Here is a 23,354-nt window from a genome sequence, read left to right as displayed (position 1 = left end):
CAGGCGCGCCGCCAGCGGCGGCGCGCCCTTGATCCAGTAGAGCCAAGTTCGGCAGTATACGACTACGGGCGGTGTACGATTTGGCGCCAATACAGTCTGAGCAGAGTTGGGGCCCTCGGGTGACGTCTTACGCGTTCTGGAACAACAAAGGTGGCGTAGGCAAGAGCTACCTCTGCTTTATTGCGTCATCCGAATATGCCCACCGAAACGACGACGTCGACGTCTACGTTATCGATCTGTGTCCGCAGGCGAACGTGAGTGAGATTCTTCTGGGCGGCTATCGGACAAGTCCGACTGCGATGCATGAGCTGATCTCCAGGCCGGAACGCGCGACAGTTGCAGGGTACATCGAAGCTCGCCTCAGTTCGCCGTTTCGACAGATTGAGAACGTAGAACCTTACGTTAGTCATCCAGTGACTGTTAACAAAAACATCCCGGAAAATCTGTATTTGGTATGCGGCGACAATCTACTTGAAATCTTGGCTGAGGCAATACGTCAGACGTCTCAACTGGCAATCCCTGTAGATTCATGGAAGAAAGTCACGGAATGGATTAAAGATCTCACGGTCGCATTGGCGGCGAGGAGTGGTGATCGTCCGGCTGTCTTTATGTTTGACTGCAACCCAAGCTTTGCTATTTACACGCAGTTGGGTCTTGCTGCAACTAGGAACATCGTTATTCCGTTTACTGCGGATGACAGTTCTCGTCGTGCGATTGAGAACGTGGTGGCGCTGGTCTACGGAGTCGGCGACAGCAAGGTGTCTGCTTACTCGCGGATCAGCTTCTCGCGTAGGGCGCGAGAGGAAGGGGTCGACCTTCCCCTCTTGCACACGTTTGTTAGCAACCGTGTGACAAAATATGAAGGAAAGCCAAGTAAGGCATTTCAGGCGGTCGCAAATACCATTGAAGATACAGTAAGTAAGATCTATCGGCACAATCGATCAATCTTCGCGAATCCTAGAAGCAAGCCGGAGAGCGCATTTATCACCGTTCCCGATTATCATGGTGCATGTATTGTGTCAGCAATGCTGGGTATTCCTCTCCATAAAATGACTGCGGGTCCAAAGCAGGTGGCTGGTGAGCGGGTTCAGGTAAACCCTGATCCTTTGCGCAGTTACCTCGAAGCGCTCGAAGACTTCGTTGATGCGTTGTGATTCTGATGCCCTCCCCTGCGAGAGTCAAATATCGAGTATCGGTATCTAATGCGGAAACCTTGCGCAATAATGTGCGAAGGACGCGTGGAAAATTTACGACTCATGAGCGCAAAGTTCAATATGCGGCTTGTCTCGCGGCACATGTTGCGGCGTGGGAGACCTATCTCGAAAACCTCGTCAAGGACTTCCTTGCGGCCGTCGCTGATCCTCTTGATAGTCGCTATACGGCCCTTGCGGATCTGTTCATTCCTAAAGTCGAAGTCGAGTTAAAAAAATTCAATACTCCGAAATATGATAACTCGCGAACTCTGATCTATACCTCTACGGGGTACGATCCGATCAATGACTGGAACTGGTCCCAGCGAAACATGGGTGGTCCGGCAGTCAAAAACCTGGTGGACGAGATAGTCACAGTACGTCATCACTTTGCGCACGGGGCACCTATGAGGGCCTATTCGTGGAACACTGGCAGGACTGGTCAACCTCGCCTTACCGATGATTGCCTTGATCTCGTACGAGGTTTGTTTGGTCACTTGGTCAGGGTGACGGATGTGCATGTCAGCTCGCACGCTTGTGCAACCTATAGGATCAGTAAGCTCTGGTACTGACGACTCAGTGCGCGCATTGGTTCGTGTCCGCCTAACTTTGAAGATGAAGTGCGGAGCCGTGAAGCGTAGGATGCTGGCATGGCAGACGACCGTCCGGCGATTCCTCTCGCGCTTCGCAGGCAAGTTTTTATCGAGGCGGGCTATAGGTGTGCGGTACCAACTTGCCGCCAGCATCCAGTCGACATAGATCACATTGTAGATTGGGCTGAAGTACGAAAGCATGAGTTCGATAACTTGATTGCCCTCTGTCCCACGTGTCATCGGCGAAAGGGTAACAAGCCGGGGCAGATTGATCGGGTTGCTTTGCGTCACTACAAAGCAAATTTGTCCGTCATAAATAATCGCTATGGGGACATTGAAAAGCGTCTGATTGAAGCGTATGCGGAACGCCGCTCGAATGGTGAGTTGTTGGACGAAGATGGCGACCCGTATGATTACTTCATCCTCGGCGGCGGCTCCGAGATCTCCGTACGCTACCTCTTGCGAGACGGCTACCTGAGAAAGGTGGAGAGTCATGCTCCGAGGGTGGGTCCAATGCCCTTGGTTGACGTGTATCAGTTTACGGAAAGCGGGAGAGAATTTGTTGACAACTGGGCTGCAGCGCAACCGCTGGTGCCGTCTATGGATGATGAGTAATGTGGTGAATTTGCGTGCACGCCCAGGGGTTAGATGACAGAAGAAGTTAGACTAACGTCTTTTCTCAGGTAAAGTAAGGCAATAATTTTCTCTTGATCGCATGTTCGATTCTTAGTCGAATCGATTTATGAATATTAATATTCTCCAGTTCCGAAACGCTAATCCAAAAGACTTCTTTGCTTTCGCTGCTGGTTCGAAGGTTTCCGCCCGCCGGGGTGGCACGGAAGCAGATTGAGAACTCCTGCCTGACTTCGCCATCGTCGTAGGCGATGACATGCTTAGGGTCTGAGTACAGACCGATCACCTCAGTGACCTTGCACTGGATGCCGGTCTCCTCGTGGACCTCCCGGACGGCCGCCTGCGCCAACGTTTCGCCAAGTTCGAGCTGGCCGCCGGGGATGGAGTACAGGTCGTTGTCGGTGCGCCTGATCATCAGGATCCGGCCTTCGTCATCCTGGATGAACGCTGACACCGCTACTGCGATGTTGTTGGCCTTGGGTGCGTTCGGGTCGTTGTAGTAGTCGACTCGGGTCATGCTGCCTCCTAGAAGGTGGCCGGCTTGGCGAGGTTCCAGACTGACTCGAAGCTCTCCGAGTAGGTCTCGAAGAGGTCCCCGGCGGAGAGTCTGCGCAGGTGGAGGGATGGCGCGTGGGCTCCCTGGAACCCGTATACATGCGTGTTGATGATCATCTCGTCGTCGAACCGGAAGATTGAGTTGTAGAGCGTCGTGTTGTGGAACCGCATCTCCACGCCGTCGACGCCGATCAGCGGCCGGTAGAACGCCAGGGCGTTGCGGATGCGCGCCGCAAGCGTCCCGTCGCCCAATTGCTCTTCCTCGCCGCGCAGCGCGACGCTGTCGCCGTCGGGATCTCCGAATACGAGCCGGATCTTCGCGCCGGCCTCGGCCTTGGCCGTCAGGTCCTTGATGAACCGCGGGCGTTCGACCAGGAACAACGCCGCGTGTACCAGAATCTCGACGGTCTCCGATGCTTCCTTGATCAGCCGGTCCCACAGCTCGACGGGGACGGCGTTGCGGTGCGGGAAGACCTGCACCAGCTCGGCGGCGGCCGTCTCGGCCTTGCGCTCCGGGGCGACCGAGTCCGGCCACAGGTAGGTTTCCGACTCGCGTGCCATGGCGGCGATCTTGTGCCGGTGCTTGGGGTAGGGCGTCCGGTTCTTGGTGATCCAGCGCTCGACGGTCTTCTGATCGACCCCGACAGCCTTGGCGACCTGCTCCAGCGTCAGGCCGTTGCGCAGCAGTGCGTCACGCAGGCGTTCGTTCGGCATCGCCACCCCTTGGGACGTGTAGGGACGTCTTCGACGGTACCAGGGACGTCCCAAGATGTCCCGCCACGTGGTGATCACGTCCCGCCTTTTGGCGGAGTCTGGGTGTCAGGTTGCCGGGGCAGGCCCGGTGCCAGGACACCGAGGAGGTAGGCGTGACCATTGAAACCGCCGTCCGGCCGGCTGGCTTGGACAAGCGGGCGGTCCCTCGCCGACGTGCGGCGTAGGCGCGGCGTGGCATGCGCGACACGGTTCAGATCCACGTCACGGCTGATCTGCCGATTCGTGTCCGGGCGCTGACATACGCAAACCGCGCGGAAGTCCGGTTCGGCAAGGCGTTCCCGGTGGTCCTGCTCGTGGACTCCGACGCCATCGCCGTACTGCGGAGGGAACTGGACGAAGTGAGCGCGGCACTGGACGCCGCAGCGGCACGAGGCGGAGAACCGCCCGAAGAAACCAACTAACAGACGACACAAGGGATTCAGCATGGCTATCGACAAGGGACACCGGTTCAGCATCGACTTCGACGACGCGTTCACGCAGGGCCTGGTGATGGTGGGCGAAGTGTCGCCGGACAACGAGTACCAGTCGCGGGAGGACCGAGCCGCCAATCGCCCGGTGCGGCAGCGGGTCGACGAGGTGACGGGTAAGCGGCAGTGGAAGGTGATGGTCACCGATCCGGCGGAGACTCGGGCGAAGCGGGCTTCGTTCGAGATCACCCTTCTCGCCGACGTCCAGCCGGTGCCGACCACCTCGGAGGCGCTGCCGGGGATGCGGCCGATTGAGCTGGACGGCCTGACGGCGGAACCGCGCGTGGCGGGGCAGGGCGAGTTCAAGTACCAGTCCTACGTGTTCCGCGCGACCGGCTTCAAGCAGGCCGCGAGCAAGCCGTCTCGGTCCGGTGAGACGGCGAAGGCGGCGTGACAGTGATGGGCTTCCGCGAGCGGGTCGAGGCGTGGGAGCAGGCGTATCGGGACTACATGGCCGCGTGGGAACACGGCCGTGCGGTCCTGTCACCGGTCGCGGCAACCAACACGGCGAATGCTGCTCGGCGGGTGTCGCGGGCGTGGCACGAGCTGGCGCAGTCGCGCGGGTTGCCCTGGTGGTGTGTGGCGGCGTTGGAGTCGGCGGCCGAGGGGTTCGCCGACCTGGCCCGGGAATGGGAAGGACATGACGGCAACGTGGGACGGGCTGGGGCTGCGCTGGACAGTCGGGGCGGGGACCGAGGTGACGGTGGAGGAGACCGGGACGGGCGCGTCGCATCCGCCGGTCCTGGTGCTGGCTGGTGGGCTGTGCGTGGTGACGCTGGTGCCACCGGAGGACCAGACCGCCTGGGTGGGGTGCGCGGTGTTCCTTCGCCGGCTCCGCGACCACGCCGAGGACCTGGCGGCCCTGCTGGAAGCCCGCGCGGAGAGGCATGACCGTGCGCAAGGGTGAGCCGAAGACGCTGCTGGACGCCCACGAGGTCGTGATGGACCGCCGGCCACCGAACGACGCGAACCCGCCGGTGTGGCTGGCGTTCCGTCTCGGCAACGCACGGCTCTACAAGGCTGTCGCGGACGTCGACCGGGGTCATCACCACGAGGCGTTGTACTGGGCAGGATACGAGGAACGGAATGCGGGTGAGATCTCGGCGGAACTTCAGGCGGAAGGAACGCCCGCTGATTAGTCGCATGTAGACGACCGAAAAGTCAACATTAGTAGCGAAAAACGCACGCTATGACGTGCGGTGATGAAGCACGTCCTGTTCCGGGTGCGTGTGATCCGTTAAGGCGCAGAAGCGGTGCCTGGCTACCAACCTTGCCGCTCCTGCGCTGTCCACAACCAGCGGAAGTGAACAATGACAACGCTAAACGACGACAACGGGCGAGCGTCAACGGGGGTCACCCGAACGCGCTGCGCTTCCTGCAAACGCTTCGCCAAACTCCTGCCCGGCGAGACCCAGTGCGCCCCCTGCTCGGGAATGCTGCCGCTGGACCTCGACGTGAAGCGGGGTGGTCGGTGATGTCTCCCGGCTTCGCGGTGGTGGCTCTGGCTGGGCTGGGGCTCGGTGTGTGGGTGCTACACAAGATCGGCCGCGCCCTGGCGTCGATTCTGGAAGCTCTGGCTGCGGCGGCCGTGGTGTTCGTCGCGCTGTGGTGGCTGTGCAAGGCCGTGGTGTGGATGCTCGCGCAGGTCGTGACGCGGTGGCGGACCAGCCTCGCCGTCGTCGCGGTCTACGCTTGGTGCGCGCTGGTCGGCTGGCTCTCCCTTGCGATCATCCTCGGCAGTCTCGCGGTCGTCTTCACGGCGTGGTGGGCGATTGACTCGGTCTCGTTCGACCAGTGGTACGGGCGGTTCCTGCGCTCCTGGTGGGCCCGATGGGCGGTCTACGGCCGGAAGCTGCCGGAGTGGCTGCACGCCTGCGGCCTGTCGGTACGAGACGAGGCGCTGCCGGTAGTGGTGAACGTTAACCTCGTCGGCCGCCGACGCGCGCTCTCCCGCTCGACCTCTCCTCGTTCTGGCACCCGATTGCCCAAGGTGCTTGGCGTCCGCTCTGGTGCCTCCTGGGACGAGGTGCGGGTGGAACTGGTGGCCGGGCAGAAGCCGGAGGACTTCGACGACGCCGCTCGTGCCTTGGCTGTCGCGCGGAAGGTCGCTCGCTGTCAGGTTCGCGAGCTGGCCCCCAACGTCGTCTCGATCGACTTCCAACGCCGTGACCTGCTCAGCGGCGGGGTGGCCGGCCCCCAGGTTCCGGACGGCGTCGACTCGACCGGTGTGGATCTGCGGAATGTCTGGGCCGGGCGGACCGAGTACGGGCGTGACTGGCGGGTGCCGCTGCTGGGCTCCGGCGCGCACTGCCTGACCGCCGGTGCCTCCGGGGCGGGCAAGAACAGCGTCATGTGGTGCCCGCTGGTCGCTGCTGCTCCAGCGATCCGCGCGGGAGTGGTGCGCATGTCCGGGATCGACCCCAAGGGCATGGAGCTGGCCTACGGGCGCGGGATCTTCTCCCGGTACGCGGTCGGTGGCAAGGACGCGGTAGAGCTGCTTGACGGCCTGGTGGGGGAGATGGAATCGCGCAAGCGCGCGTTCGCTGGTCGGCTTCGGACGATTCCGGTGTCGAGGGAGTATCCGTTGGAACTGTTGGAGTTCGACGAGATCGGCGCGCTGACCAAGTACACCGACCGCAAGACCCGTGAGGCCATTGTGGAACGTGTCGCGCTGCTGACCACCCAAGGGCGGGCATTGGGGATCTCGGTCCGTGGCTACGTCCAGGAGCCCACCAAGGACACCGTCCCGGTCCGGGAGCTGTTCACCCGGCGGGTGTGCCTGCGGGTCACGTCCAAGACGCACGTGGGCATGGTGCTGGGTGATGGCGCGTACGAGCGCGGTGCCTGGGCGAACCGGATCGGCGACTCGGAGGCCGGTGTCGGTTACGTCTGGGGTGAAGGCATCCGTGAGCCGCTGCGCATCCGTGCTGGGTGGGTCTCCGACGCCACGGTGAAGGCGCTGGAGGCGTATGTGACCAATGGGGGTGTCGCGGATCTGCGGCACGGCGGTGAGGGGGTGGCCGCGTGAACCGGCTGATGATCTTCCTCGACGCCATCCGTGACCACCTCGACTCCCACCAGCTGCCGCCAGCCGCGTCGGTGGACGTCAACGCCTGGTCCAGCCCGATCACGGTCCAGCTCGACGTGGACGGCCTGCCCGACGTCTCCCGGGCGCTGCTGGTGTGGACCCAGACCCTCGACGACGTCTCGGCTCGACTGTGGCGCTTGTGCGACGGCAAGTGGGTGCACCTGTCGATCAATGGACGGACGCCGTGCGGCATCCCGGTCCTCGTGTTCGGCGTGGTGCGGTTCGACCCGAGCACGTTCCCGGACCTCCCGGCCGGAGCGAAGCAAGACATGCCGGTGTACCTGCTGCGCGGCTGGTCGTCGCCCGGGGAGGTGGCGGCCTGATGAGCGAGACACGCGCCGAGCGGATGCGGACTCCGCTGGCTGCCGATGTCATCCGGGCGACGGCGGAGAAGCACGGCGTCTGCGTCCGGCCCTTCACGATGGAAGTCGGCGACACCGCCACCGGCGAACTCCGCTATGTCCCGGTCCCGTGCGGGTCCACGGTCGAGTCGGTGTGCCTGCCGTGCGCTCGGAAGGCGAAGGCGCTTCGGCAGGCCCAGTGCCGCGAGGGCTGGCACCTGACCAAAGAACCCGTCCTCGCCGCCGAGCCGCCCTCGGAAGATCACACGGAGCTGCTGACCTACCGCGCCGATCTGGTGGCGGCGTATCGGGAGGTAGTCGAGCACGACCAGGCCGAAGCCGACGAGCTGCGGGAGGAGGTCGCCGGGGTCGACGCGGAACTTCGGCAACTCGGGATGCGCGGCCGGCTGCCCGCCCTCGACGTCCCGGCCAAGCGCCCGGTGAAGCGGTCGACCAAGCGCAGGCAGGACGCCCCGAACCTGCCTCGGCAGAAGGTCGCGAAAACCACGGTCGGACGGGAGTACGCGGGCAAGTTCCGGCCGTCGATGTTCGTCACCCTGACCTGCGACACCTACGGTCCCGTCCGTGACGGGGCACCGGTGGATCCGTCGCGGTACGACTACCGGCGGGCGGCCCGGGACGCTGTGCATTTCTCGGCGCTGGTGGATCGGTGGTGGCAGAACCTGCGCCGGGTCGTCGGCTGGGACGCGCAGTACTTCGCGACCGTGGAGCCGCAGAAGCGGACGGCTCCGCATCTGCACGCGGCGATCCGCGGGGCGATCCCGCACGACGTCATCCGGCAGGTCACCGAAGCGACTTATCACCAGGTCTGGTGGCCCAACCACGACCAGATCGTCTACACGGACCGGCTGCCGGTCTGGGAACCGGACACCCGGGCGTTCCTCTACCCTGACACCCGGGAACCTTTGACCAGCTGGGACGACGCTGTGGACCAGGTGGAGGATCCGGCGCACGTCGTCACGTTCGGGCGGCAGGTGCACTCGAAGGGCATCCTCGGCGGCACCGAAGAGGCCGGCCGCCACATCGGCTACCTGACCAAGTACCTCACCAAGTCCACCGGCGAAGTGGTCGAGGCCGATACCGCGCGGCTGCGGGATCACCACGACCGGCTGCACGCCGAACTGTCGGTGACGCCGTGCTCGCCTCGGTGCGCGGTCTGGCTGCTCTACGGGGTCCAGCCCAAGGGAGCGGGCAGCAAGACCACGCCGGGGCACTGCAAAGGACGGGCGCATCGGCGGACCACGCTCGGACTGCCGGGTCGGCGGGTGCTGGTGTCGCGGAAGTGGTCGGGCAAGACCCTCGACGACCACAAGGCCGACCGGAAGGCGTTCGTACAGCAGGCGCTGGCCGCCATTGGGATCGAGAAGCCGCAACCGGACCCGTCCCGGCTGGTGTGGCGGAAGGTCGAGCCCGGCGACCCGCAGGTCCCGCCCCGGCCGCACCTGGTCATGCGCGCGATCGCGGAACGGATCACGTGGAAGGCCGAGTACGACCGGGCGCTACTCGCGGCCGCCGGACCGCCGGGGGAGGGTCCGGAAACTTCGGCAACTCAGCTCGCAGCGTGACAAGGGGGAGCAATGAACAACGTCCACAGCATCGAACGCCTCTGGACTGTCGAGGACGTCTCCGACTACCTCGGCGTTCCTGTGAAGACGCTCTACCAGTGGAAATGGCGCGGTGAAGGGCCACCGGTGAAGAAGATCGGCCGGCACCTGCGCTACAACCCGGCCGCCGTGCGGGCCTGGGCCACCGAAGCCGCGTAACCAGCTTCGAGAAGGGAGAGTCCACGTGGGACACATTCAGGACCGGTGGTACCGCCAAGCGCGGAACCCGGAAACCGGACGGCTGCTCTTCAACGAGAAGGGCAAGCCGGTCATGGAGAGGTCCGAGCTGTACGGCGTCGGGCTTCGGTACAAGGTGCGGTATCTCGATCCAGACAACAACGAACGCTCGAAGTCGTTCGCGGACAAGCAGAAGAAGCGCGCCGAAGACTTCCTCATCGAGGTCGAGTCGGACAAGCGGGAGGGCAAGTACGTCGACCCGCAGGCCGGCCGCGTTCTGTTCCCCGTCGTCGCGGATCGGTGGGTCGCCGCCCAGACCTTCGACCACACGACCCGGGAACGCGTGATCAGCCGTCTCGCCAACCACCTCAAGCCATTCTTTAAGGCGAAGACCATCGGCGCGGTCAAGCCCAGCGACGTCCAAGCCTGGCTCCGGTGGCTCCAGGATCGTGGGGTGAGCGAGCGCTCGCGGGTCCTGTACTTCACGCACCTCGTGTCCGTCCTCAGCTTCGCCAAGGAGGACAAGCTCATCGTGAGCAACCCGGCCCAAGCGTCGAGTGTCACTCGGCCCCGGGTGAATCAGCGGCAGGTGCAGCCTTGGCGTCCGGAGCGCGCGCAAGCCGTCCTGAACGCGCTGCCGGTCCGGTTCAAGCCGGTCGTCCGTATCCCGGCCGGGATCGGCCTGCGGCAGGGTGAGGTGTTCGGGTTCTCTCTCGATGACGTCGATCGGGAGCGGAACATTGCCCAGATCGAGCGACAGGTCCGGATCGTCGACAACGTCCTGTGCTTCGCGCCGCCGAAGCGAGGTAAGACGCGTGAGGTGCCGATCGGTGGCGAGCTGCTGTCCGCCTTGGACGACTACGCCGAGCAGTTCCCGGCGACCGAGATCACCCTCCCGTGGGTCCACCCCCAGGGCAAGCCGGTGACGGTGAAATTGCTGATGGTTGACTACGACGGGCTGCCCTTCCGGCGGGGCGGCTTCCGGTTGAGCGTCTGGCTACCCGCGCTCAAGAAGGCCGGCATCGAGAAGCCGACCCGGGCGGACGGGATGCACGCGCTCCGTCACCTCTACGCCTCGGTGCTGCTCGATGCGGGCGAGTCCATCAAGGCGTTGTCCAGCTACCTCGGCCACTCGGACCCGGGCTTCACGCTGCGCGTCTACACGCACCTGCTCCCGACCAGCCACGAGCGAACCCGCAAGGCCGTAGACGCCCTGTTCAGAGACGGCCTAGCGGCGGCCTGAGGAAGATCCAAAACCACAAACCCGCAGCTACGCGTACATGGCCAGCCAGATCGCGATGTAGTGCGAAACCGCCGCCAGCACCGTGCACGCGTGGAAGTACTCGTGGTACCCGAACGTCTCCGGCCAGTGGTTCGGCCACTTGAACCCGTAGAACGCCGCGCCCAGCGTGTAGAACAACCCGCCCACGCAAAGCAGGACCAAAGCCGCGACTCCCGCGTGCGACAACAGCTCCGGGAAGACGAACACCGCGACCCAGCCCAGCGCGATGTAGATCGGCACCCCGAGCCACCGCGGTGCGTGCGGCCACAACATCTTCAACGCCACGCCGGCGATCGCGCCGCCCCAGACGATCGACAGGATCACGTAGCCCGTCGGCTTGGACATCGCCAGCAGTGTGAACGGGGTGTACGTGCCCGCGATGAACAGGAAGATCATCGAGTGGTCCGCGCGCTTCATCCACTTGTACGCGCGGGGGCTCCACAACCGGCGGTGGTACAGCGCGCTCACGCCGAACAGGCCGAGCACCGTCAGGCCGTAGACCGACGTCGCCAGGGCCGCCACCGGGGACACTGTGGACGCCGCCAGGCTGATCAGGGCCGCCGCCGCGGCGAGGGCGCCGAAGAAGGTCCAGAAGTGGATGTGCCCGCGCAGGCGGGGGCGGAGGTCCACTACCGGCTCGCGCGGTTCCGTCGTCAGGCTCACCCGTCCAGGTTACGGGAGCGTAGGTTCTCCAGCAGTGCTCAGTCACGCGCCTCACATCGGGTGCGTAGGCTGCTTCGACGTGAGTGTTCGCTCCTTCTTGTCCGACGTCGTGTACAGCGCCTACGGCAGGCGCCTCATCCAGCAGGCCGCCGGCCGGCATCCCCGGCACATCGCCATCATGCTCGACGGCAACCGCCGTTGGGCCCGTGAAGCGGGCTTCACGGACGTCGCGGACGGCCACCGGGCCGGCGCGAAGAAGATCGCGGACTTCCTGAGCTGGTGCCAGGAGGCCGACGTCGAGGTCGTCACGATGTGGCTGCTCTCGACCGACAACCTCAACCGCGATCCGGACGAGCTCACGCCGCTGCTGAAGATCATCACCGACGTCACCGACGAGCTCGCCGCGCCCGGGACGCCGTGGCGGCTGCGGATCGTCGGGGCGCTCGACCTGCTACCCAGCGAAGTCGCCAAGCGACTCAGCGAAGCCGCCGCGCGCACCGAAGGCCGGACCGGGGTCGAGGTCAACGTCGCGGTCGGTTACGGCGGGCGCCAGGAAATCGCGGACGCCGTGCGCAAGCTGCTGCTCCAGCACGCCGACGAAGGCACGTCGATTCACGAGCTGGCGAAAATCCTCGACGTCGACCACATCTCCGAGCACCTCTACACCTCGGGGCAGCCGGATCCGGACCTCATCATCCGCACTTCGGGAGAACAGCGGCTTTCCGGATTCCTGCTCTGGCAATCCGCGCATTCGGAATTCTGGTTCACCGAAGCGTATTGGCCGGCATTTCGCCGCGTCGACTTCTTGCGTGCGATGCGTGACTACGCCTGGCGGCACCGGCGTTTCGGGTCCTGAACACGCCGAAGGGCCCCGGAGCGGACTCCGGGGCCCTTCGCGCGCCACACTCAGTGGTGGTGGTGCTCCAGCGAGTGCAGGATCAGCGCCGGGGTGGTGGCGATGCCCGTGTAGGCGCCGGCGACCAGGGAGGCCGCACCGTAGCCCAGGGCGCCGCCGCCCTCGATGAACGTGGCGTAGGCGTCGCCGAACGTCGGGTCCGGCGTGCCCGTCGTGTCGCCCGTCGCGGCGAACGCGGTGCTGCCGATCATCATGAGACCCGCAGCCGTGGCGGCGACGAAACCAGCCTTCTTCAGCACTTCGCACACTCCTAGGTAGAACTGTTGGGATCCGGGGCACCGGGGGTCCGGTGGTGTGTCCCGCAGCAAGAAAATTACTCGCTTACCAGGCATCTCGTACGGCTTGTACGCCCATTGTGTGAGCCTGTAGCAGGCGCTTTCACTCGGACCGGTTCTCTCTGCGTGGCGCAAAATGCGCGATGCATCCGAACGTGGTAGAAGCGTTCAATCGATCTTGTGAATACAACGGGTCAGCAATTCCGCCAAGATCATTCCGCCGGGTGTGCATCGATCGAGAGGCCGGTGACCCACCGTAGCCGTCACCGGACGTCGATGTCGGACGACCGACAGTGAGGTGACGATCTGGCGAATCACCGTGTTGGCTCCCTGCGCGATCCGGCATTCGTAGGTACCTTCCGAGGTGAGGACACGCGATCAGTGCGGGTCCTCGCGGGAGGCCCTGGTCGTGACGGTGATCGAGGGGGCGGCGCAGCCGCCCACGAGACGCACGAGGGGGCCGGCACCCGGCCCTCGTGGCCGCGCCACCTGACCCACCGGTCAGAGGGAGTGGTCCAGCCAGGGAGGTGCCCGGCCCAGCGAGTGCGGGCGTGAGGTGCACACGCCCTCGAGGGAGATGCCGTCGTGACTGCGCAGCGTTTGCCCCGTAAGGCCTCTGGCCGTTCTTCGACCGGTGCCGTTCCTGGCCCGGAGAAAGCCTCGACCTCGCCCGAATCCCAGCAGCACATGTACGTGCTCGACACGTCGGTCCTCTTGTCGGACCCGTGGGCGGTCACCCGCTTCGCCGAGCATGCCGTCGTGCTTCCGCTGGTCGTGATCAGTGAACTGGAGGCCAAGCGCCACCACCCGGAGCTGGGCTGGTTCGCCAGGGAATCCCTGCGCATGCTCGACGACCTGCGCCGCCAGTACGGCCGGCTCGACGCGCCGCTCCCGATCGGGGACCACGGCGGCACGTTGCAGGTGGAGCTGAACCACTCGGACCCGTCGGTGCTCCCGTCCGGGTTCCGGACCGACTCCAACGACCACCGCATCCTCGCCTGCGCGCTCAACCTGGCGGCGGAGAACGCGGCGGTCACGCTGGTGACGAAGGACATCCCGCTGCGGGTCAAGGCCGGGGCCGTCGGTCTCGAGGCGGACGAGTACCGCGCGCAGGAAGTGACGCCGTCCGGCTGGACGGGCATGGCGGACGTGGACGTCCAGCAGGAAGTGCTGGACGCGCTGTTCGGCGGCAGCACCGTCGACCCGGTCGAATGGGGCATGGACGAGCTCGCCGAGCTGCCCTGCCACACCGGGCTGCGGCTGCTCGCGGGCAGCTCCAGCGCGCTGGGGCGGATCACGGCGGACAAGCGCATCCGGCTGGTCCGCGGCGACCGCGAGGCGTTCGGCCTGCACGGCCGCAGCGCCGAGCAGCGCGTCGCGCTCGACCTGCTGCTCGACTCCGACGTCGGCATCGTCTCGCTGGGCGGTCGCGCCGGCACCGGCAAGTCGGCGCTCGCGCTGTGCGCCGGCCTGGAAGCCGTGATGGAACGCCGCCAGCACCGCAAGGTCGTGGTGTTCCGCCCGGTCTACGCGGTCGGCGGCCAGGACCTCGGCTACCTGCCCGGGTCCGAGAGCGAGAAGATGCAGCCGTGGGCGCAGGCGGTGTTCGACACCCTCGGCGCGCTGGTCAGCCAGGAGGTCCTCGACGAGGTCTTCGACCGCGGCATGCTCGAGGTGCTCCCGCTGACCCATATCCGCGGCCGCTCGCTGCACGACGCGTTCGTCATCGTCGACGAGGCGCAGTCGCTGGAGCGCAACGTGCTCCTGACCGTGCTTTCGCGGCTCGGCACGGCGTCACGGGTGGTGCTCACGCACGACGTCGCCCAGCGTGACAACCTGCGCGTCGGACGGCACGACGGCGTCTCGGCGGTGATCGAGAAGCTGAAGGGCCACCCGCTGTTCGCGCACGTCACGCTTACGCGTTCCGAGCGTTCGCCGATCGCCGCCCTGGTGACCGAGATGCTGGAGGACCACGGCTGACCCCGGGGTCGTGAGTGCGTAACAGTGTTCTGACACTGTTACGCACTCACGACCGTCACCAGCCGGAGGGGAGGGGGCGGCCTTCGGCGAAGCCGGCCGCCGACTGGACGCCCAGCAGCGCGCGCTCGTGGAACTCCTCCAGGGTGCGCGCGCCCGCGTAGGTGCAGGACGAGCGGACGCCGGAGCCGATCGAGTCCAGCAGGTCCTCGACGCCGGGGCGGGCCGGGTCGAGCGACATCCGCGACGACGAGATGCCCTCTTCGAACAGCGCCTTCCGCGCGCGGTCGAACGAGTTGTCCGTGCGCGTCCGCGCGCCCACCGCGCGCTTCGACGCCATGCCGAACGACTCCTTGTAGGGCCGGCCCTGCTCGTCGAACCGCAGGTCGCCGGGGGATTCGTAGGTGCCGGCGAACCACGAGCCGACCATCGCCGCGGACGCGCCGGCGGCCAGCGCCAGCGCGACGTCGCGCGGGTGGCGGACCCCGCCGTCGGCCCAGACGTGCTTGCCCAGCTCGCGGGCGGCGGCCGCGCAGTCGGCGACCGCGGAGAACTGGGGGCGGCCCACGCCGGTCATCATCCGGGTCGTGCACATCGCGCCCGGCCCGACGCCGACCTTGACGACGTCGGCGCCGGCCTGGATCAGGTCGCGCGTGCCCTCGGCGGTGACCACGTTCCCGGCGACCACCGGGACCTTCGGCGACACCGACCGGACGGCCTTCAGCGCGGCGATCATCTTCTCCTGGTGGCCGTGCGCGGTGTCGACGACCAGCACGTCGACGCCGGCGCCGAGCACGGCCTCGGCCTTCGCCGCGACGTCGCCGTTGACGCCGACCGCGGCGGCGACGCGCAGCTTGCCCGCGCTGTCGACCGCCGGCGTGTAGATGTCCGCGCGCAGCGCCCCGACGGCGGTCAGCACGCCCGCGAGCCGGCCGTCGGCGTCCAGGCCCAGCGCCAGCTGCGCGCCGTGGCCGTGCAGCAGCTCGAAGACCTCGCGCGCCGGCGTGGCCAGCGGGACCGCGACGTGCGCGGGCTGCGCGACGTCGGCGAGCCGCGCGAAGCGGTCGACGCCCGCGCAGGCCGCTTCGTCGACGATGCCGACCGGGCGGCCTTCGCCGTCCACGACCACGACAGCGCCGTGCGCGCGCTTGTGGACCAGGTTGAGCGCGTCGGCGACGGCGTCGCCGCCGGTGAGCACCAGCGGGGTGTCCCACACGGTGTGGCGGCTCTTCACCCAGCCGACGATCTCGGTGACGGCGTCGGTGTCGACGTCCTGGGGCAGCACCACCAGCCCACCGCGGCGGGCGACGGTCTCGGCCATCCGCCGGCCGGCGACCGCGGTCATGTTGGCCACGACGATCGGGATGGTCGCGCCGGTGCCGTCCGCGGTGGCGAGGTCGACGTCGAAGCGGGACTCCACGTCCGAACGGTTCGGCAGCAGGAACACGTCGTCGTAGGTCAGGTCGTGAGCGGGCCGGTGGCCGTCGAGGAAACGCACGAGTCACCAGGCTACCTGCCGGGTCCGTGGCAGGATCTCAGGGTATGAGCCGCCGCGACCGGGACACCGAAGGACGGGCACGCAACGCACGGCCGCGCGACGGCCTCGGGCGGCCCCTGCCGTACGGCTCCGACGGCGTCGAGCGCCAGCCGGAGGGCATCGTGCGGACCCCGGCGCAAACGCTTGCGGAAGCCCAGCGCCTGCTCGACGACGGCAAGCCGTTCCACGCGCACGAGGTCTTCGAAGACGCGTGGAAGAGCACCGACGGCCCCGACCGCGAACTCTGGCGCGGCCTCGCCCAGCTCGCGGTGGGGCTGACGCACGCGGCTCGCGGCAACAACGTCGGCGCGGTGTCGCTGCTGGAGCGGGCCGCGGCGAACATCGAGCCGTTCCGGGCCGAGCCGCCGCACGGGATCGACGTCGCCGGCCTGCAGGCGTGGGCGCTCGCGCTGGCGGAAGAGGCGAAGCAGCGCGTCCGGGTGTCGCCGAGCGCGCCGAGGCTGACGTGCTGACGGCGGTCGGGGCGGCGGCCATCGCGGCGGTGGCGTCGCTGATCGGTGTGACGCTGGGGGCGCTCGTCGAGCCGGTGAAGCTCAACGCCGCCCGGCGCGCGAAGCTGCGGCAGGACCGGGCCGACCGCTGTGCCGGACTGATCGAGGCCGCGACGCGGGCACGCAAGCACATCATCGACATCAACGTGATCCACCGCCGCCGGACTCTCGCCGAGGAAGCCGAGACCGACGCGCAGCGGGAGATCGAGTTCGAAGACGGTTACTACACGGCTCGCACCGACATGCGCGCGTTCTACGGGCTGCTCGTGATGAGCGGGCCGGACGAGCTGGTCGAGCAGGCGAACCTGCTCCGCATGAAGGAGATGGAACTCCACCGCACCCGGTGGGAGCTCGACGACGACAAGAAGTTCGACCGGGAGTTCCTGCCCACGCCGGTCCGGCAGGCGAGTTCCGCCTTCGACCGGGCGATCGAGGAGTTCGCCCTCGTCGCCCGGAAGCACACCTCCTAGGGCTGGTCCCAGCCGCTCGACGCCGTTTTCTCCGCGCCGATCGTCGTGCCTTCGCCGTGGCCCGTGTGGACCTTCGTCGATTCCGGGAGCGTGAAGAGCTTCTCGCGGATGGACTTCACGATGGTCGGGTAGTCCGAATAGGACCGCCCGGTGGCGCCGGGGCCGCCGTGGAACAGGGTGTCGCCGGTGAACAGGACGCCCAGTTCCTCCGCGTAGAGGCAGATCGCGCCGGGGGCGTGGCCGGGTGTGTGGAGGACGCGGAGCGCGGTGCCCGCGATCGTGAGGGTCTGGCCGTCGGCCAGCTCGCCGTCCGGAGCGCGGTCCGGGTGCGTGAGGTCCCAGACGACGCGGTCGTCGGGGTGGAGCAGGATCGGCGCGCCGGTCGCGTCGGCGAGTTCCGGTGCGGCGTTGACGTGGTCGTTGTGGGCGTGGGTGCAGACGATCGCGACCAGCTTCCGCTCGCCGATGACGTTTTCGATCGCCTTCGCGTCGTGGGCGGCGTCGATCACGATCACTTCCGCGTCGTCGCCCACCAGCCACACGTTGTTGTCGACGTCCCAGCTGCCTCCGTCGAGCCGGAAGACGCCGGAAGTCACCAGGTTCTGCACGATCGCCGTCATGCGCCCGACCCTAACGGTCATTCGACGGGTAGATGACATACCGGCGGTATGCTACCGTCGCGTCACCTTACTTCGGGTAAGTTCGAGAGGTGACGCGATGACGCTCCTGGCCGAGCCGCTGAAACTGCGCTGCGGCGCGGTGCTGCCGAACCGCCTGGTCAAGTCGGCGCTGAGCGAGCAGCTCGGCGACCGCCGCAACGCACCCACCCGTGAGCTGGCCGAGCTGTACCGCACCTGGGCCCGCGGTGGCGCCGGCGCGCTGATCACCGGGAACGTCATGGTCGACCCGGCCGCGCTCGGCGAGCCGCGCAACGTCGCCGCCGCACCGGATCCCGCCGGTTACCGGCCCTGGGCGCGGTCGGTCGAGGGCACGGAGACGCGGCTGTGGGTGCAGCTGAACCACCCGGGCCGGCAGAGCCCGCGGTACCTGTCGCGCGAGCCGGTGGCGCCGTCCGCGGTGCCGTTCGGCAACCGCGGCATCCGTACCGCCTTCGCCGCTCCGCGCGCGTTGACCGGCGAAGAGATCGAAGCGATCATCGAACGCTTCGCCGTCGCGGCGCGCACGTTCGTCGAAGCCGGCTTCACGGGCGTGCAGATCCACGGCGCCCACGGCTACCTCGTGTCCCAGTTCCTTTCGCCGCTGACGAACCTGCGCACGGACGAGTGGGGCGGCGACGCCGTCCGCCGGCGCCGCTTCCTGCTGGAGGTCGTGCGGCGCGTGCGTTCGTCGGTGGGGGACGACGTCCCGGTGTCGGTGAAGCTCAACAGCGCGGACTTCCAGCGCGGCGGCTTCACCGAAGAGGAGTCGCTCGAGGTCGTGCGCGAGCTCGGGGAAACCGGGCTGGACCTGCTCGAGGTGTCGGGCGGAACGTACGAGAAGGCCGCCATGATGGGCTCCGGCCGGGCGAGCTCGCAGGCGCGCGAAGCGTACTTCCTGGACTACGCGGCGAAAGCGCGTTCGGTGTCCGACGTCGCCCTGATGGTCACCGGCGGGTTCGCGACACCCGGCGGGATGACCGACGCGCTGCGCTCGGGCGCGCTGGACGTCATCGGGCTCGGCCGGCCGCTGATCGTCGACCCCGGGCTGCCCGCGCGGCTGCTCGACGGCGAGGACGCCCGCGCGGAGCGGCTCTGCCCGAAGACCGGCGTCCGGCTGGCCGACAGCCTCCTCGAGATCCAGTGGCACACCCGGCAGATGCACCGGATCGCGGCGGGCAAGCCGGTCGACCGCCGCGGCGCGCTGCCGACGCTGGTCCAGGCCGGGCTGACCGACGGGCTCAACGCGTTCCGTCGGGTGCGGGGCTGAGCCGGCGGTCGTAGAAGCGCGCACCCGCGGCGAGCGCGGTGAAGAACAGGCCGATGAAGACGCAGTTGAGCGCCACCTGGCCGTAGCCGAGCGCGCCGGCGTCGACGAACGGGTACGGGTAGAAGCCGGTGAGCGCGCCGCGCGGCAGGGTGAACGCGAGCCAGGCCAGCGGGTAGAGCAGCGACCACCAGACCGTGCGCCAGGTCAGGGCGCCGCGCGGCGCCACGAGGAGCCAGCCGAGCACGAACACGATCGGCGTCACCTTGTGCAGCATCGTGTCGGCGAAGAACGCCAGGCCGTGCAGCTCGTACAGGCCGGCGAGCGCGACCTGGTAGACGATGCCGGTCACGATGATGCCGACCAGCGCGTCGAGCAGGAGTACGGTGAACAGGCGCCCGCGGGCCCGGCCCAGCGCGATCAGCGCCGCGGTGAGCGCGACCAGCACGTTCGAGTCGATGGTGAAGAAGCAGAGCAGGTTCGCCACCCGGGCGTCCGCGGTGGTCGCGGTGGACACCACCTGGCTGACGAGCCCGGTCAGCGCGACCACGGCGGTGACCGCGAACCAGGTGCGGGTGAGCTTCTCGCTGCGCATTTCCGCAGCTTAGCTCCACAGTGGACTACTCGATCGGGACCACTCGATCGAGTCACGCCGGTCACCCGCTCCGCGTCCTATCCTCGGCGGCGATGGACGTCGAACGCACCCCCGGACGCCGCGGGCGGGTCGCGCAGGGCCCCGCGGCGGACACCGGGCCGGTCGCGGCGTTCGCGCGCCGGCTGTGGGAGCTGAAGCGCGCCGCGGGTGACCCGTCCTACGACCGGATGCGCGACGAACTGGGCGCGCTGGCCTCGAAGTCGGCACTCTCGGCCGCGGCGCGCGGGCGGCACCTGCCCAGCTGGGAGACGACGTGGGAGTTCGTGCGCGTGCTCGCGGTGGGCGTGCTCGGCGAGGACGAAACGCGGGCGCGGCTGGAGTGGCGGGCCGCGTGGGAGAAGGCACGCGAACCGGAGGTACCCGAGCCGAGGCGGCGGCCGTGGGGACGAGCGCCGGAACCCGGGTCCGGTTCGTCCAGTCATCGCCGGTCGGTTGCCCGCGGACCCGGGCCCGGCTTGCTCAGCCACCGGCTGGCGGGATCGTGGCGTGTGCGCGACGCGGAACCGGCGCGGCGCCGGTGGGCGGCCTACGGCCTCGCCGCGGCCGTCGCGATCGTGCTCGTCGTCGCGCTGGCTCTCCTGTTCGGCGGCGCGTTCTCGGCCGAAGAGCCTGCGGCGGCCGGTGACGTGTCCGAGTTCGTCGCCGACGTGACCGTGCCCGACGGGACCGCTGTCCCGGCCGGCAGCCGCTTCGTCAAGACGTGGGAGCTGCGCAACGCCGGATCGGTCGGATGGATCGGGCGGTACCTCGTGCGCTCGGGTTCGTTCGGCAGCCCCGGTGAGTGCCGCACGGCCGCCCGCGTCCCGATCCCGTACACCGCGCCCGGCGAGCACGTGCGGATCTCCGTCGACGTGCAGGCGCCGCCCGCGGCCGGGCACTGCCAGGTGTACTGGAAGATGGCCGACTCCGAAGGGCACCTGCTGCTACCGGACGCCCGCGCGGTCTTCTTCTCGGTCCGGATCGTGCCCTGAATTTGGCTTTCCCGGCCCGCTGGCCAAATCGCTGACCTGCGAAGACGATCTTCGTTTGGCTTGCGCGCGGAGATGGCCACCGGACGTCTTCCCGCCGCCGACGGCGGTCCTTAACGTCGTCGGTGTCCGGATCTCCTGGGCGAATCCATTTCATCTTTTCACGGTGGGGAAAGGAAATCCATGCGTCCGAATCTGAAGGTCGCGGCCGTCATCGGGACCGCGCTCGCCGCGGGACTGCTGTCGGCCGGCCCGGCCTCGGCGTCCGCTCGGAACACACCGGCGACCGTCGCGAGTGATCCGATCACCACGTGCGAGTCCGGGTACCACGGCTGGATGCGCCGCGCCGGCAAGGACGCCATCTGCCTGTGGCCGGGGGAGCGCACCTGGGACATCCGCGTCTTCGAGTGCGCGGGCGACCTGACGCTCTACTTCGAGAACGGCAAGCACGCCTACTGCGGCGGCTCGATGAAGTTCGGCATCGACATCGCCGAAACGTCCAATGTGGTCAAGACGAAGGTGGGGAACCGATGATCCGCGAACTGGTGGTCCCGGTCGTGGCGCTGGCCGCGACAGTGCTGGCGGCCCCCTCCGCGTCCGCCGCGACGAAGGTGTGCGCCGGCGGCCAGCTGATGGGCGGGGCGACGAAGGTCGTCGAGGTGAGCGCCGGGCAGAAGATCGACATCACCGTGCACAACAGCGACTACCGCGGGATGCTCGTCCAGATCGTCGAGGACGTCTTCGACAAGGGCCTGTGGAGCGGCGCGATCGCCCCGGGCAAGGAGCACACGGTGTCCCACGGCGTGCTCGGCGACCCGCCCGTCTACCACAAGATCCGCTTCGAGGTGACGTCCAACCTGTCCAACAACTACACCTACGCGATCAGGTCGGATCGCTGCTACTGACGCCGGGCGCGCCCCGGCGCCGTGCACCGGGGCGCGCGGTCGTCAGGCGGCGGTGAGGGCGTCCCGGAGGGTGGTGAACGCCTCGTACTCGGCCTTCTGCTCGACGGGCAGCTGGTAACCGGCGGCGAGGACTTTGGGCACGGACGGGAGGATGCTGAGCCGGAAGGTCTGGCCCTCCGTCGTCTTGACCACGAACCGGCCCTGCAGGTCGCGCTTCTTGACCGAAGCCCGGTTCGCGTCGGTGATCGCCAGCGGGGTGCCCGGCGTGATCGTGCCGCTCTTTTCGTCGAGCGGCACGATCACGAGGTCGGTCGAGCCCGGCCGGAAACCCACCGCGAAATTGCTGACGGTGGTGGTGCGAAAAACGATGAAGTTCTTCTGCTTGATTTCCGCGGCGTACACCTTGGATCGACGATTTCAGCTGTTCCTTGCTTTCCACTTACCGTGCTCGTGATCTGTGGGGAAAATCGCGTCATCGAACGGTGTCGAATAAACCGAACGACGACATTTCCGGTCAATGATCAGCGAAGCGCTTTCACCAGTGCGGGGACGAAGACCGACGCGTCGACCGTGCCCCAGCCGCTGGCGATGTCGAAGCCCTTGGCCGCGGTGAAGCCCACGACGCCGTCCTGGCTGTTGTCGCCTTCGGTGACGTCGACGATGCCTGCCTTCGCGCCGGCAGGGCCGAGCTTCGCGTACAGCGCCGGGTTGATCTGGCCGAGCTTGCCGTGCTTGGCCTGCACCGCGAGTGCGAGCACGCCGGCGAACAGCGGTGCGGACTGCGACGTGCCGTGCACGCCTTCCATGCTGATGTCCGGGAAGGACCGCATCTTGCTGCCGGTGATCTGCTTGACGCCGTCCTGCCACGACGGGCGCGCGTACGCCTTCGACAGCCCGGCGCCCTCGGCGAACCCGTCGTCGGCGACGTTCACCAGGTCGTCCGCCTTGGTGCGCGCGCCGTTCGCGTCGAGGTGCAGCTGCGTGCCGCCGAGCGTCGTGACGCGCGGGTCGGACGCCGGCCAGCTCGCGACGCGGTACGGGTAGTTGCCCGGGCCGTACAGGTAGCCACCGGTCGGGCCGTCGTCGCCGGACGAGGCGACCATCGTGATGCCCGCCTTGCTCGCGCGGTCCAGCGCCGGGTCGAGCGCCTTGATCGAGTCGAACGACGGGAAGTTCTCCTCCGTCGTACCGAAGCTCATCGAGATCACGTCGACGAGCTTGTGCTCGGTCAGGTAGTCGACCGCGTGCATCATCTCGGGCAGGCCGGTGAAGCCCTGCGTCTCCGCGACCGGTGTCGCCGCGACGACGATCTTCGCGTTCGGCGCCATGGCGTGCATCATCGTGACGTCGAGGTCGGTCTCGCCGCCCCAGCCCTGGCAGGTGGCGGTGTCGACGCCGGGGTCGGTGCACGCGGGCACCGCACCGGACGGCTCGATGACCTCGACGTTCGCCGGCGGCAGGCCGTGGTTCTTCGAATAGGTGTCCAGAACCTCCTTCACCTTGTCGTCGCCGAAGGAAACCAGTGTCGCCACGGTGCTGCCCGCACCGGTGATACCGGCGTTCCACAGCTTCGTCGCGTTGTACGCGGTGCTCTCCTTCGGCAGCGACGCCATCGCCGCCTCGAGCTTCGCGACGCGCTTCTGCACGGTGTCGGCGCCGACGAACGACCGCGCGGCCGCCGAGAAGTGGTGCTTCGACGGCTGGTGCCCGGCGCCCGGCGTGCTCGGCACGGGTGTGGCGAGAGCCGGTGCCGCGAACGCGGTCACGAGCAGGGTCGTGCTCGCGAGCAAGCCGGACACAGCGCGCAATCTCATGCTTTTCTCCCGTG

Annotated in this window: 29 protein-coding genes; 20 read left to right on the top strand and 9 right to left on the bottom strand. The window is 67.3% G+C overall.

Annotated elements, in window-relative coordinates:
* Positions 1 to 119 precede the first annotated feature (119 nt).
* The 3 genes from AB5J73_RS05340 to AB5J73_RS05330 all read left to right on the top strand — a co-directional run bounded on the left by AB5J73_RS05340 (position 120) and on the right by AB5J73_RS05330 (position 2,398).
* A complete protein-coding gene (locus AB5J73_RS05340; protein WP_370968588.1) occupies positions 120 to 1,154 on the top strand; it encodes a ParA family protein in 1,035 nt (344 codons plus the stop codon).
* Positions 1,155 to 1,159: 5 nt separating this feature from the next.
* The gene (locus AB5J73_RS05335) at positions 1,160 to 1,762 is read left to right on the top strand and encodes a HEPN domain-containing protein (protein ID WP_370968587.1); all 603 of its coding nucleotides are present in this window, start codon (positions 1,160 to 1,162) and stop codon (positions 1,760 to 1,762) included.
* Between the two features lie 78 nt (positions 1,763 to 1,840).
* Positions 1,841 to 2,398 (top strand): HNH endonuclease, encoded by a 558-nt coding sequence (locus tag AB5J73_RS05330; protein ID WP_370968586.1) that lies wholly within the window; start codon positions 1,841 to 1,843, stop codon positions 2,396 to 2,398.
* A 64-nt stretch (positions 2,399 to 2,462) separates the two neighbouring features.
* On the opposite strand, the gene AB5J73_RS05325 is transcribed toward AB5J73_RS05330, so the two are convergent.
* Both AB5J73_RS05325 and AB5J73_RS05320 read right to left on the bottom strand, forming a co-directional pair.
* Entirely contained in the window at positions 2,463 to 2,933 is a 471-nt protein-coding gene (locus AB5J73_RS05325) for an NUDIX hydrolase (protein ID WP_370968585.1), read from the bottom strand.
* An 8-nt stretch (positions 2,934 to 2,941) separates the two neighbouring features.
* Positions 2,942 to 3,685, bottom strand: coding sequence for a DUF5919 domain-containing protein (locus AB5J73_RS05320; RefSeq protein ID WP_370968584.1), 744 nt, complete (start codon positions 3,683 to 3,685; stop codon positions 2,942 to 2,944).
* Between the two features lie 236 nt (positions 3,686 to 3,921).
* Here AB5J73_RS05320 and AB5J73_RS05315 point away from each other — a divergent pair, with 236 nt between their 5' ends.
* The 9 genes from AB5J73_RS05315 (at position 3,922) to AB5J73_RS05275 (ending at position 10,686) form a co-directional block, all read left to right on the top strand.
* The gene (locus AB5J73_RS05315) at positions 3,922 to 4,146 is read left to right on the top strand and encodes a hypothetical protein (protein ID WP_072476542.1); all 225 of its coding nucleotides are present in this window, start codon (positions 3,922 to 3,924) and stop codon (positions 4,144 to 4,146) included.
* 22 nt (positions 4,147 to 4,168) lie between these two features.
* A complete protein-coding gene (locus AB5J73_RS05310) occupies positions 4,169 to 4,606 on the top strand; it encodes a hypothetical protein (protein ID WP_370968583.1) in 438 nt (145 codons plus the stop codon).
* Positions 4,607 to 4,852: 246 nt separating this feature from the next.
* Positions 4,853 to 5,119: a hypothetical protein gene (locus tag AB5J73_RS05305; RefSeq protein ID WP_370968582.1), complete on the top strand. Its 267-nt coding sequence runs from the start codon at positions 4,853 to 4,855 to the stop codon at positions 5,117 to 5,119.
* Positions 5,100 to 5,351, top strand: a complete 252-nt coding sequence (locus AB5J73_RS05300; RefSeq protein ID WP_370968581.1) for an AMED_5909 family protein — start codon at positions 5,100 to 5,102, stop codon at positions 5,349 to 5,351. The genes AB5J73_RS05305 and AB5J73_RS05300 overlap by 20 nt, the downstream gene beginning before the upstream one ends.
* A gap of 335 nt (positions 5,352 to 5,686) precedes the next feature.
* Complete coding sequence (locus AB5J73_RS05295) at positions 5,687 to 7,240, top strand: FtsK/SpoIIIE domain-containing protein (protein ID WP_370968580.1); 1,554 nt, start codon at positions 5,687 to 5,689, stop codon at positions 7,238 to 7,240.
* Positions 7,237 to 7,623 (top strand): hypothetical protein, encoded by a 387-nt coding sequence (locus AB5J73_RS05290; protein ID WP_370968579.1) that lies wholly within the window; start codon positions 7,237 to 7,239, stop codon positions 7,621 to 7,623. The genes AB5J73_RS05295 and AB5J73_RS05290 overlap by 4 nt, the downstream gene beginning before the upstream one ends.
* Complete coding sequence (locus tag AB5J73_RS05285; RefSeq protein WP_370968578.1) at positions 7,623 to 9,227, top strand: replication initiator; 1,605 nt, start codon at positions 7,623 to 7,625, stop codon at positions 9,225 to 9,227. The genes AB5J73_RS05290 and AB5J73_RS05285 overlap by 1 nt, the downstream gene beginning before the upstream one ends.
* A 12-nt stretch (positions 9,228 to 9,239) precedes the next feature.
* Entirely contained in the window at positions 9,240 to 9,425 is a 186-nt protein-coding gene (locus tag AB5J73_RS05280; RefSeq protein ID WP_348951093.1) for a helix-turn-helix domain-containing protein, read from the top strand.
* A gap of 25 nt (positions 9,426 to 9,450) precedes the next feature.
* Positions 9,451 to 10,686 (top strand): tyrosine-type recombinase/integrase, encoded by a 1,236-nt coding sequence (locus AB5J73_RS05275; protein WP_370968577.1) that lies wholly within the window; start codon positions 9,451 to 9,453, stop codon positions 10,684 to 10,686.
* A 27-nt stretch (positions 10,687 to 10,713) separates the two neighbouring features.
* On the opposite strand, the gene AB5J73_RS05270 is transcribed toward AB5J73_RS05275, so the two are convergent.
* Positions 10,714 to 11,355, bottom strand: a complete 642-nt coding sequence (locus AB5J73_RS05270; RefSeq protein WP_125313536.1) for a hemolysin III family protein — start codon at positions 11,353 to 11,355, stop codon at positions 10,714 to 10,716.
* 112 nt (positions 11,356 to 11,467) lie between these two features.
* Here AB5J73_RS05270 and AB5J73_RS05265 point away from each other — a divergent pair, with 112 nt between their 5' ends.
* On the top strand, positions 11,468 to 12,244 hold the full coding sequence (locus AB5J73_RS05265; RefSeq protein WP_370968576.1) for an isoprenyl transferase: 777 nt from the start codon (positions 11,468 to 11,470) through the stop codon (positions 12,242 to 12,244).
* Between the two features lie 50 nt (positions 12,245 to 12,294).
* Here the strand turns inward: AB5J73_RS05265 and AB5J73_RS05260 are convergent, their stop codons facing one another.
* Complete coding sequence (locus AB5J73_RS05260; RefSeq protein WP_086683841.1) at positions 12,295 to 12,543, bottom strand: hypothetical protein; 249 nt, start codon at positions 12,541 to 12,543, stop codon at positions 12,295 to 12,297.
* Between the two features lie 723 nt (positions 12,544 to 13,266).
* Here AB5J73_RS05260 and AB5J73_RS05255 point away from each other — a divergent pair.
* Positions 13,267 to 14,559: a PhoH family protein gene (locus AB5J73_RS05255; protein WP_370968575.1), complete on the top strand. Its 1,293-nt coding sequence runs from the start codon at positions 13,267 to 13,269 to the stop codon at positions 14,557 to 14,559.
* 55 nt (positions 14,560 to 14,614) lie between these two features.
* Here AB5J73_RS05255 and AB5J73_RS05250 read toward each other — a convergent pair whose 3' ends face one another.
* A complete protein-coding gene (locus tag AB5J73_RS05250) occupies positions 14,615 to 16,054 on the bottom strand; it encodes a GuaB1 family IMP dehydrogenase-related protein (RefSeq protein ID WP_370968574.1) in 1,440 nt (479 codons plus the stop codon).
* Positions 16,055 to 16,098: 44 nt separating this feature from the next.
* On the opposite strand from AB5J73_RS05250, the gene AB5J73_RS05245 reads away from it, so the two are divergent.
* Both AB5J73_RS05245 and AB5J73_RS05240 read left to right on the top strand, forming a co-directional pair.
* Complete coding sequence (locus AB5J73_RS05245; RefSeq protein WP_370968573.1) at positions 16,099 to 16,566, top strand: DUF309 domain-containing protein; 468 nt, start codon at positions 16,099 to 16,101, stop codon at positions 16,564 to 16,566.
* Positions 16,560 to 17,075 (top strand): hypothetical protein, encoded by a 516-nt coding sequence (locus tag AB5J73_RS05240; protein ID WP_370968572.1) that lies wholly within the window; start codon positions 16,560 to 16,562, stop codon positions 17,073 to 17,075. Before AB5J73_RS05245 ends, AB5J73_RS05240 begins: the two co-directional genes overlap by 7 nt.
* On the opposite strand, the gene AB5J73_RS05235 is transcribed toward AB5J73_RS05240, so the two are convergent.
* Positions 17,072 to 17,695: an MBL fold metallo-hydrolase gene (locus AB5J73_RS05235; RefSeq protein ID WP_370968571.1), complete on the bottom strand. Its 624-nt coding sequence runs from the start codon at positions 17,693 to 17,695 to the stop codon at positions 17,072 to 17,074. The genes AB5J73_RS05240 and AB5J73_RS05235 overlap by 4 nt on opposite strands.
* Before the next feature lie 97 nt (positions 17,696 to 17,792).
* Between AB5J73_RS05235 and AB5J73_RS05230 the strand changes: the two genes are divergently transcribed.
* Complete coding sequence (locus tag AB5J73_RS05230; RefSeq protein ID WP_370968570.1) at positions 17,793 to 19,001, top strand: NADH:flavin oxidoreductase/NADH oxidase family protein; 1,209 nt, start codon at positions 17,793 to 17,795, stop codon at positions 18,999 to 19,001.
* Here AB5J73_RS05230 and AB5J73_RS05225 read toward each other — a convergent pair.
* A complete protein-coding gene (locus AB5J73_RS05225; RefSeq protein ID WP_370968569.1) occupies positions 18,973 to 19,593 on the bottom strand; it encodes a Pr6Pr family membrane protein in 621 nt (206 codons plus the stop codon). The genes AB5J73_RS05230 and AB5J73_RS05225 overlap by 29 nt on opposite strands.
* Before the next feature lie 92 nt (positions 19,594 to 19,685).
* Here AB5J73_RS05225 and AB5J73_RS05220 point away from each other — a divergent pair, with 92 nt between their 5' ends.
* The 3 genes from AB5J73_RS05220 (at position 19,686) to AB5J73_RS05210 (ending at position 21,526) form a co-directional block, all read left to right on the top strand.
* Positions 19,686 to 20,624, top strand: a complete 939-nt coding sequence (locus tag AB5J73_RS05220) for an NBR1-Ig-like domain-containing protein (RefSeq protein WP_370968568.1) — start codon at positions 19,686 to 19,688, stop codon at positions 20,622 to 20,624.
* Between the two features lie 180 nt (positions 20,625 to 20,804).
* A complete protein-coding gene (locus tag AB5J73_RS05215; protein WP_370968567.1) occupies positions 20,805 to 21,155 on the top strand; it encodes a hypothetical protein in 351 nt (116 codons plus the stop codon).
* A complete protein-coding gene (locus AB5J73_RS05210; protein ID WP_370968566.1) occupies positions 21,152 to 21,526 on the top strand; it encodes a hypothetical protein in 375 nt (124 codons plus the stop codon). The genes AB5J73_RS05215 and AB5J73_RS05210 overlap by 4 nt, the downstream gene beginning before the upstream one ends.
* A gap of 42 nt (positions 21,527 to 21,568) precedes the next feature.
* On the opposite strand, the gene AB5J73_RS05205 is transcribed toward AB5J73_RS05210, so the two are convergent.
* Both AB5J73_RS05205 and AB5J73_RS05200 read right to left on the bottom strand, forming a co-directional pair.
* Positions 21,569 to 21,928, bottom strand: a complete 360-nt coding sequence (locus AB5J73_RS05205) for a hypothetical protein (protein WP_370968565.1) — start codon at positions 21,926 to 21,928, stop codon at positions 21,569 to 21,571.
* 119 nt (positions 21,929 to 22,047) lie between these two features.
* On the bottom strand, positions 22,048 to 23,340 hold the full coding sequence (locus AB5J73_RS05200) for a S8 family serine peptidase (RefSeq protein WP_370968564.1): 1,293 nt from the start codon (positions 23,338 to 23,340) through the stop codon (positions 22,048 to 22,050).
* Positions 23,341 to 23,354 lie beyond the last annotated feature (14 nt).

This window comes from Amycolatopsis sp. cg9 (assembly GCF_041346945.1).
Taxonomy (GTDB): Bacteria; Actinomycetota; Actinomycetes; order Mycobacteriales; family Pseudonocardiaceae; genus Amycolatopsis.
The sequence above is the reverse complement of the archived record's forward strand: the minus strand, read 5'-3'. Positions and strand labels throughout refer to the sequence as shown.

Bases quoted from the DNA above. Each gene is read 5' to 3' on its own strand.
- AB5J73_RS05235 (WP_370968571.1), bottom strand. From the start codon at position 17,695: ATGACGGCGATCGTGCAGAACCTGGTGACTTCCGGCGTCTTCCGGCTC.
- AB5J73_RS05305 (WP_370968582.1), top strand. From the start codon at position 4,853: ATGACGGCAACGTGGGACGGGCTGGGGCTGCGCTGGACAGTCGGGGCG.
- AB5J73_RS05220 (WP_370968568.1), top strand. From the start codon at position 19,686: ATGGACGTCGAACGCACCCCCGGACGCCGCGGGCGGGTCGCGCAGGGC.
- AB5J73_RS05295 (WP_370968580.1), top strand. From the start codon at position 5,687: ATGTCTCCCGGCTTCGCGGTGGTGGCTCTGGCTGGGCTGGGGCTCGGT.
- AB5J73_RS05215 (WP_370968567.1), top strand. From the start codon at position 20,805: ATGCGTCCGAATCTGAAGGTCGCGGCCGTCATCGGGACCGCGCTCGCC.
- AB5J73_RS05325 (WP_370968585.1), bottom strand. From the start codon at position 2,933: ATGACCCGAGTCGACTACTACAACGACCCGAACGCACCCAAGGCCAAC.
- AB5J73_RS05210 (WP_370968566.1), top strand. From the start codon at position 21,152: ATGATCCGCGAACTGGTGGTCCCGGTCGTGGCGCTGGCCGCGACAGTG.
- AB5J73_RS05315 (WP_072476542.1), top strand. From the start codon at position 3,922: ATGCGCGACACGGTTCAGATCCACGTCACGGCTGATCTGCCGATTCGT.
- AB5J73_RS05230 (WP_370968570.1), top strand. From the start codon at position 17,793: ATGACGCTCCTGGCCGAGCCGCTGAAACTGCGCTGCGGCGCGGTGCTG.
- AB5J73_RS05310 (WP_370968583.1), top strand. From the start codon at position 4,169: ATGGCTATCGACAAGGGACACCGGTTCAGCATCGACTTCGACGACGCG.
- AB5J73_RS05245 (WP_370968573.1), top strand. From the start codon at position 16,099: ATGAGCCGCCGCGACCGGGACACCGAAGGACGGGCACGCAACGCACGG.
- AB5J73_RS05285 (WP_370968578.1), top strand. From the start codon at position 7,623: ATGAGCGAGACACGCGCCGAGCGGATGCGGACTCCGCTGGCTGCCGAT.
- AB5J73_RS05200 (WP_370968564.1), bottom strand. From the start codon at position 23,340: ATGAGATTGCGCGCTGTGTCCGGCTTGCTCGCGAGCACGACCCTGCTC.
- AB5J73_RS05280 (WP_348951093.1), top strand. From the start codon at position 9,240: ATGAACAACGTCCACAGCATCGAACGCCTCTGGACTGTCGAGGACGTC.
- AB5J73_RS05225 (WP_370968569.1), bottom strand. From the start codon at position 19,593: ATGCGCAGCGAGAAGCTCACCCGCACCTGGTTCGCGGTCACCGCCGTG.
- AB5J73_RS05335 (WP_370968587.1), top strand. From the start codon at position 1,160: ATGCCCTCCCCTGCGAGAGTCAAATATCGAGTATCGGTATCTAATGCG.
- AB5J73_RS05320 (WP_370968584.1), bottom strand. From the start codon at position 3,685: ATGCCGAACGAACGCCTGCGTGACGCACTGCTGCGCAACGGCCTGACG.
- AB5J73_RS05300 (WP_370968581.1), top strand. From the start codon at position 5,100: ATGACCGTGCGCAAGGGTGAGCCGAAGACGCTGCTGGACGCCCACGAG.
- AB5J73_RS05330 (WP_370968586.1), top strand. From the start codon at position 1,841: ATGGCAGACGACCGTCCGGCGATTCCTCTCGCGCTTCGCAGGCAAGTT.
- AB5J73_RS05255 (WP_370968575.1), top strand. From the start codon at position 13,267: ATGTACGTGCTCGACACGTCGGTCCTCTTGTCGGACCCGTGGGCGGTC.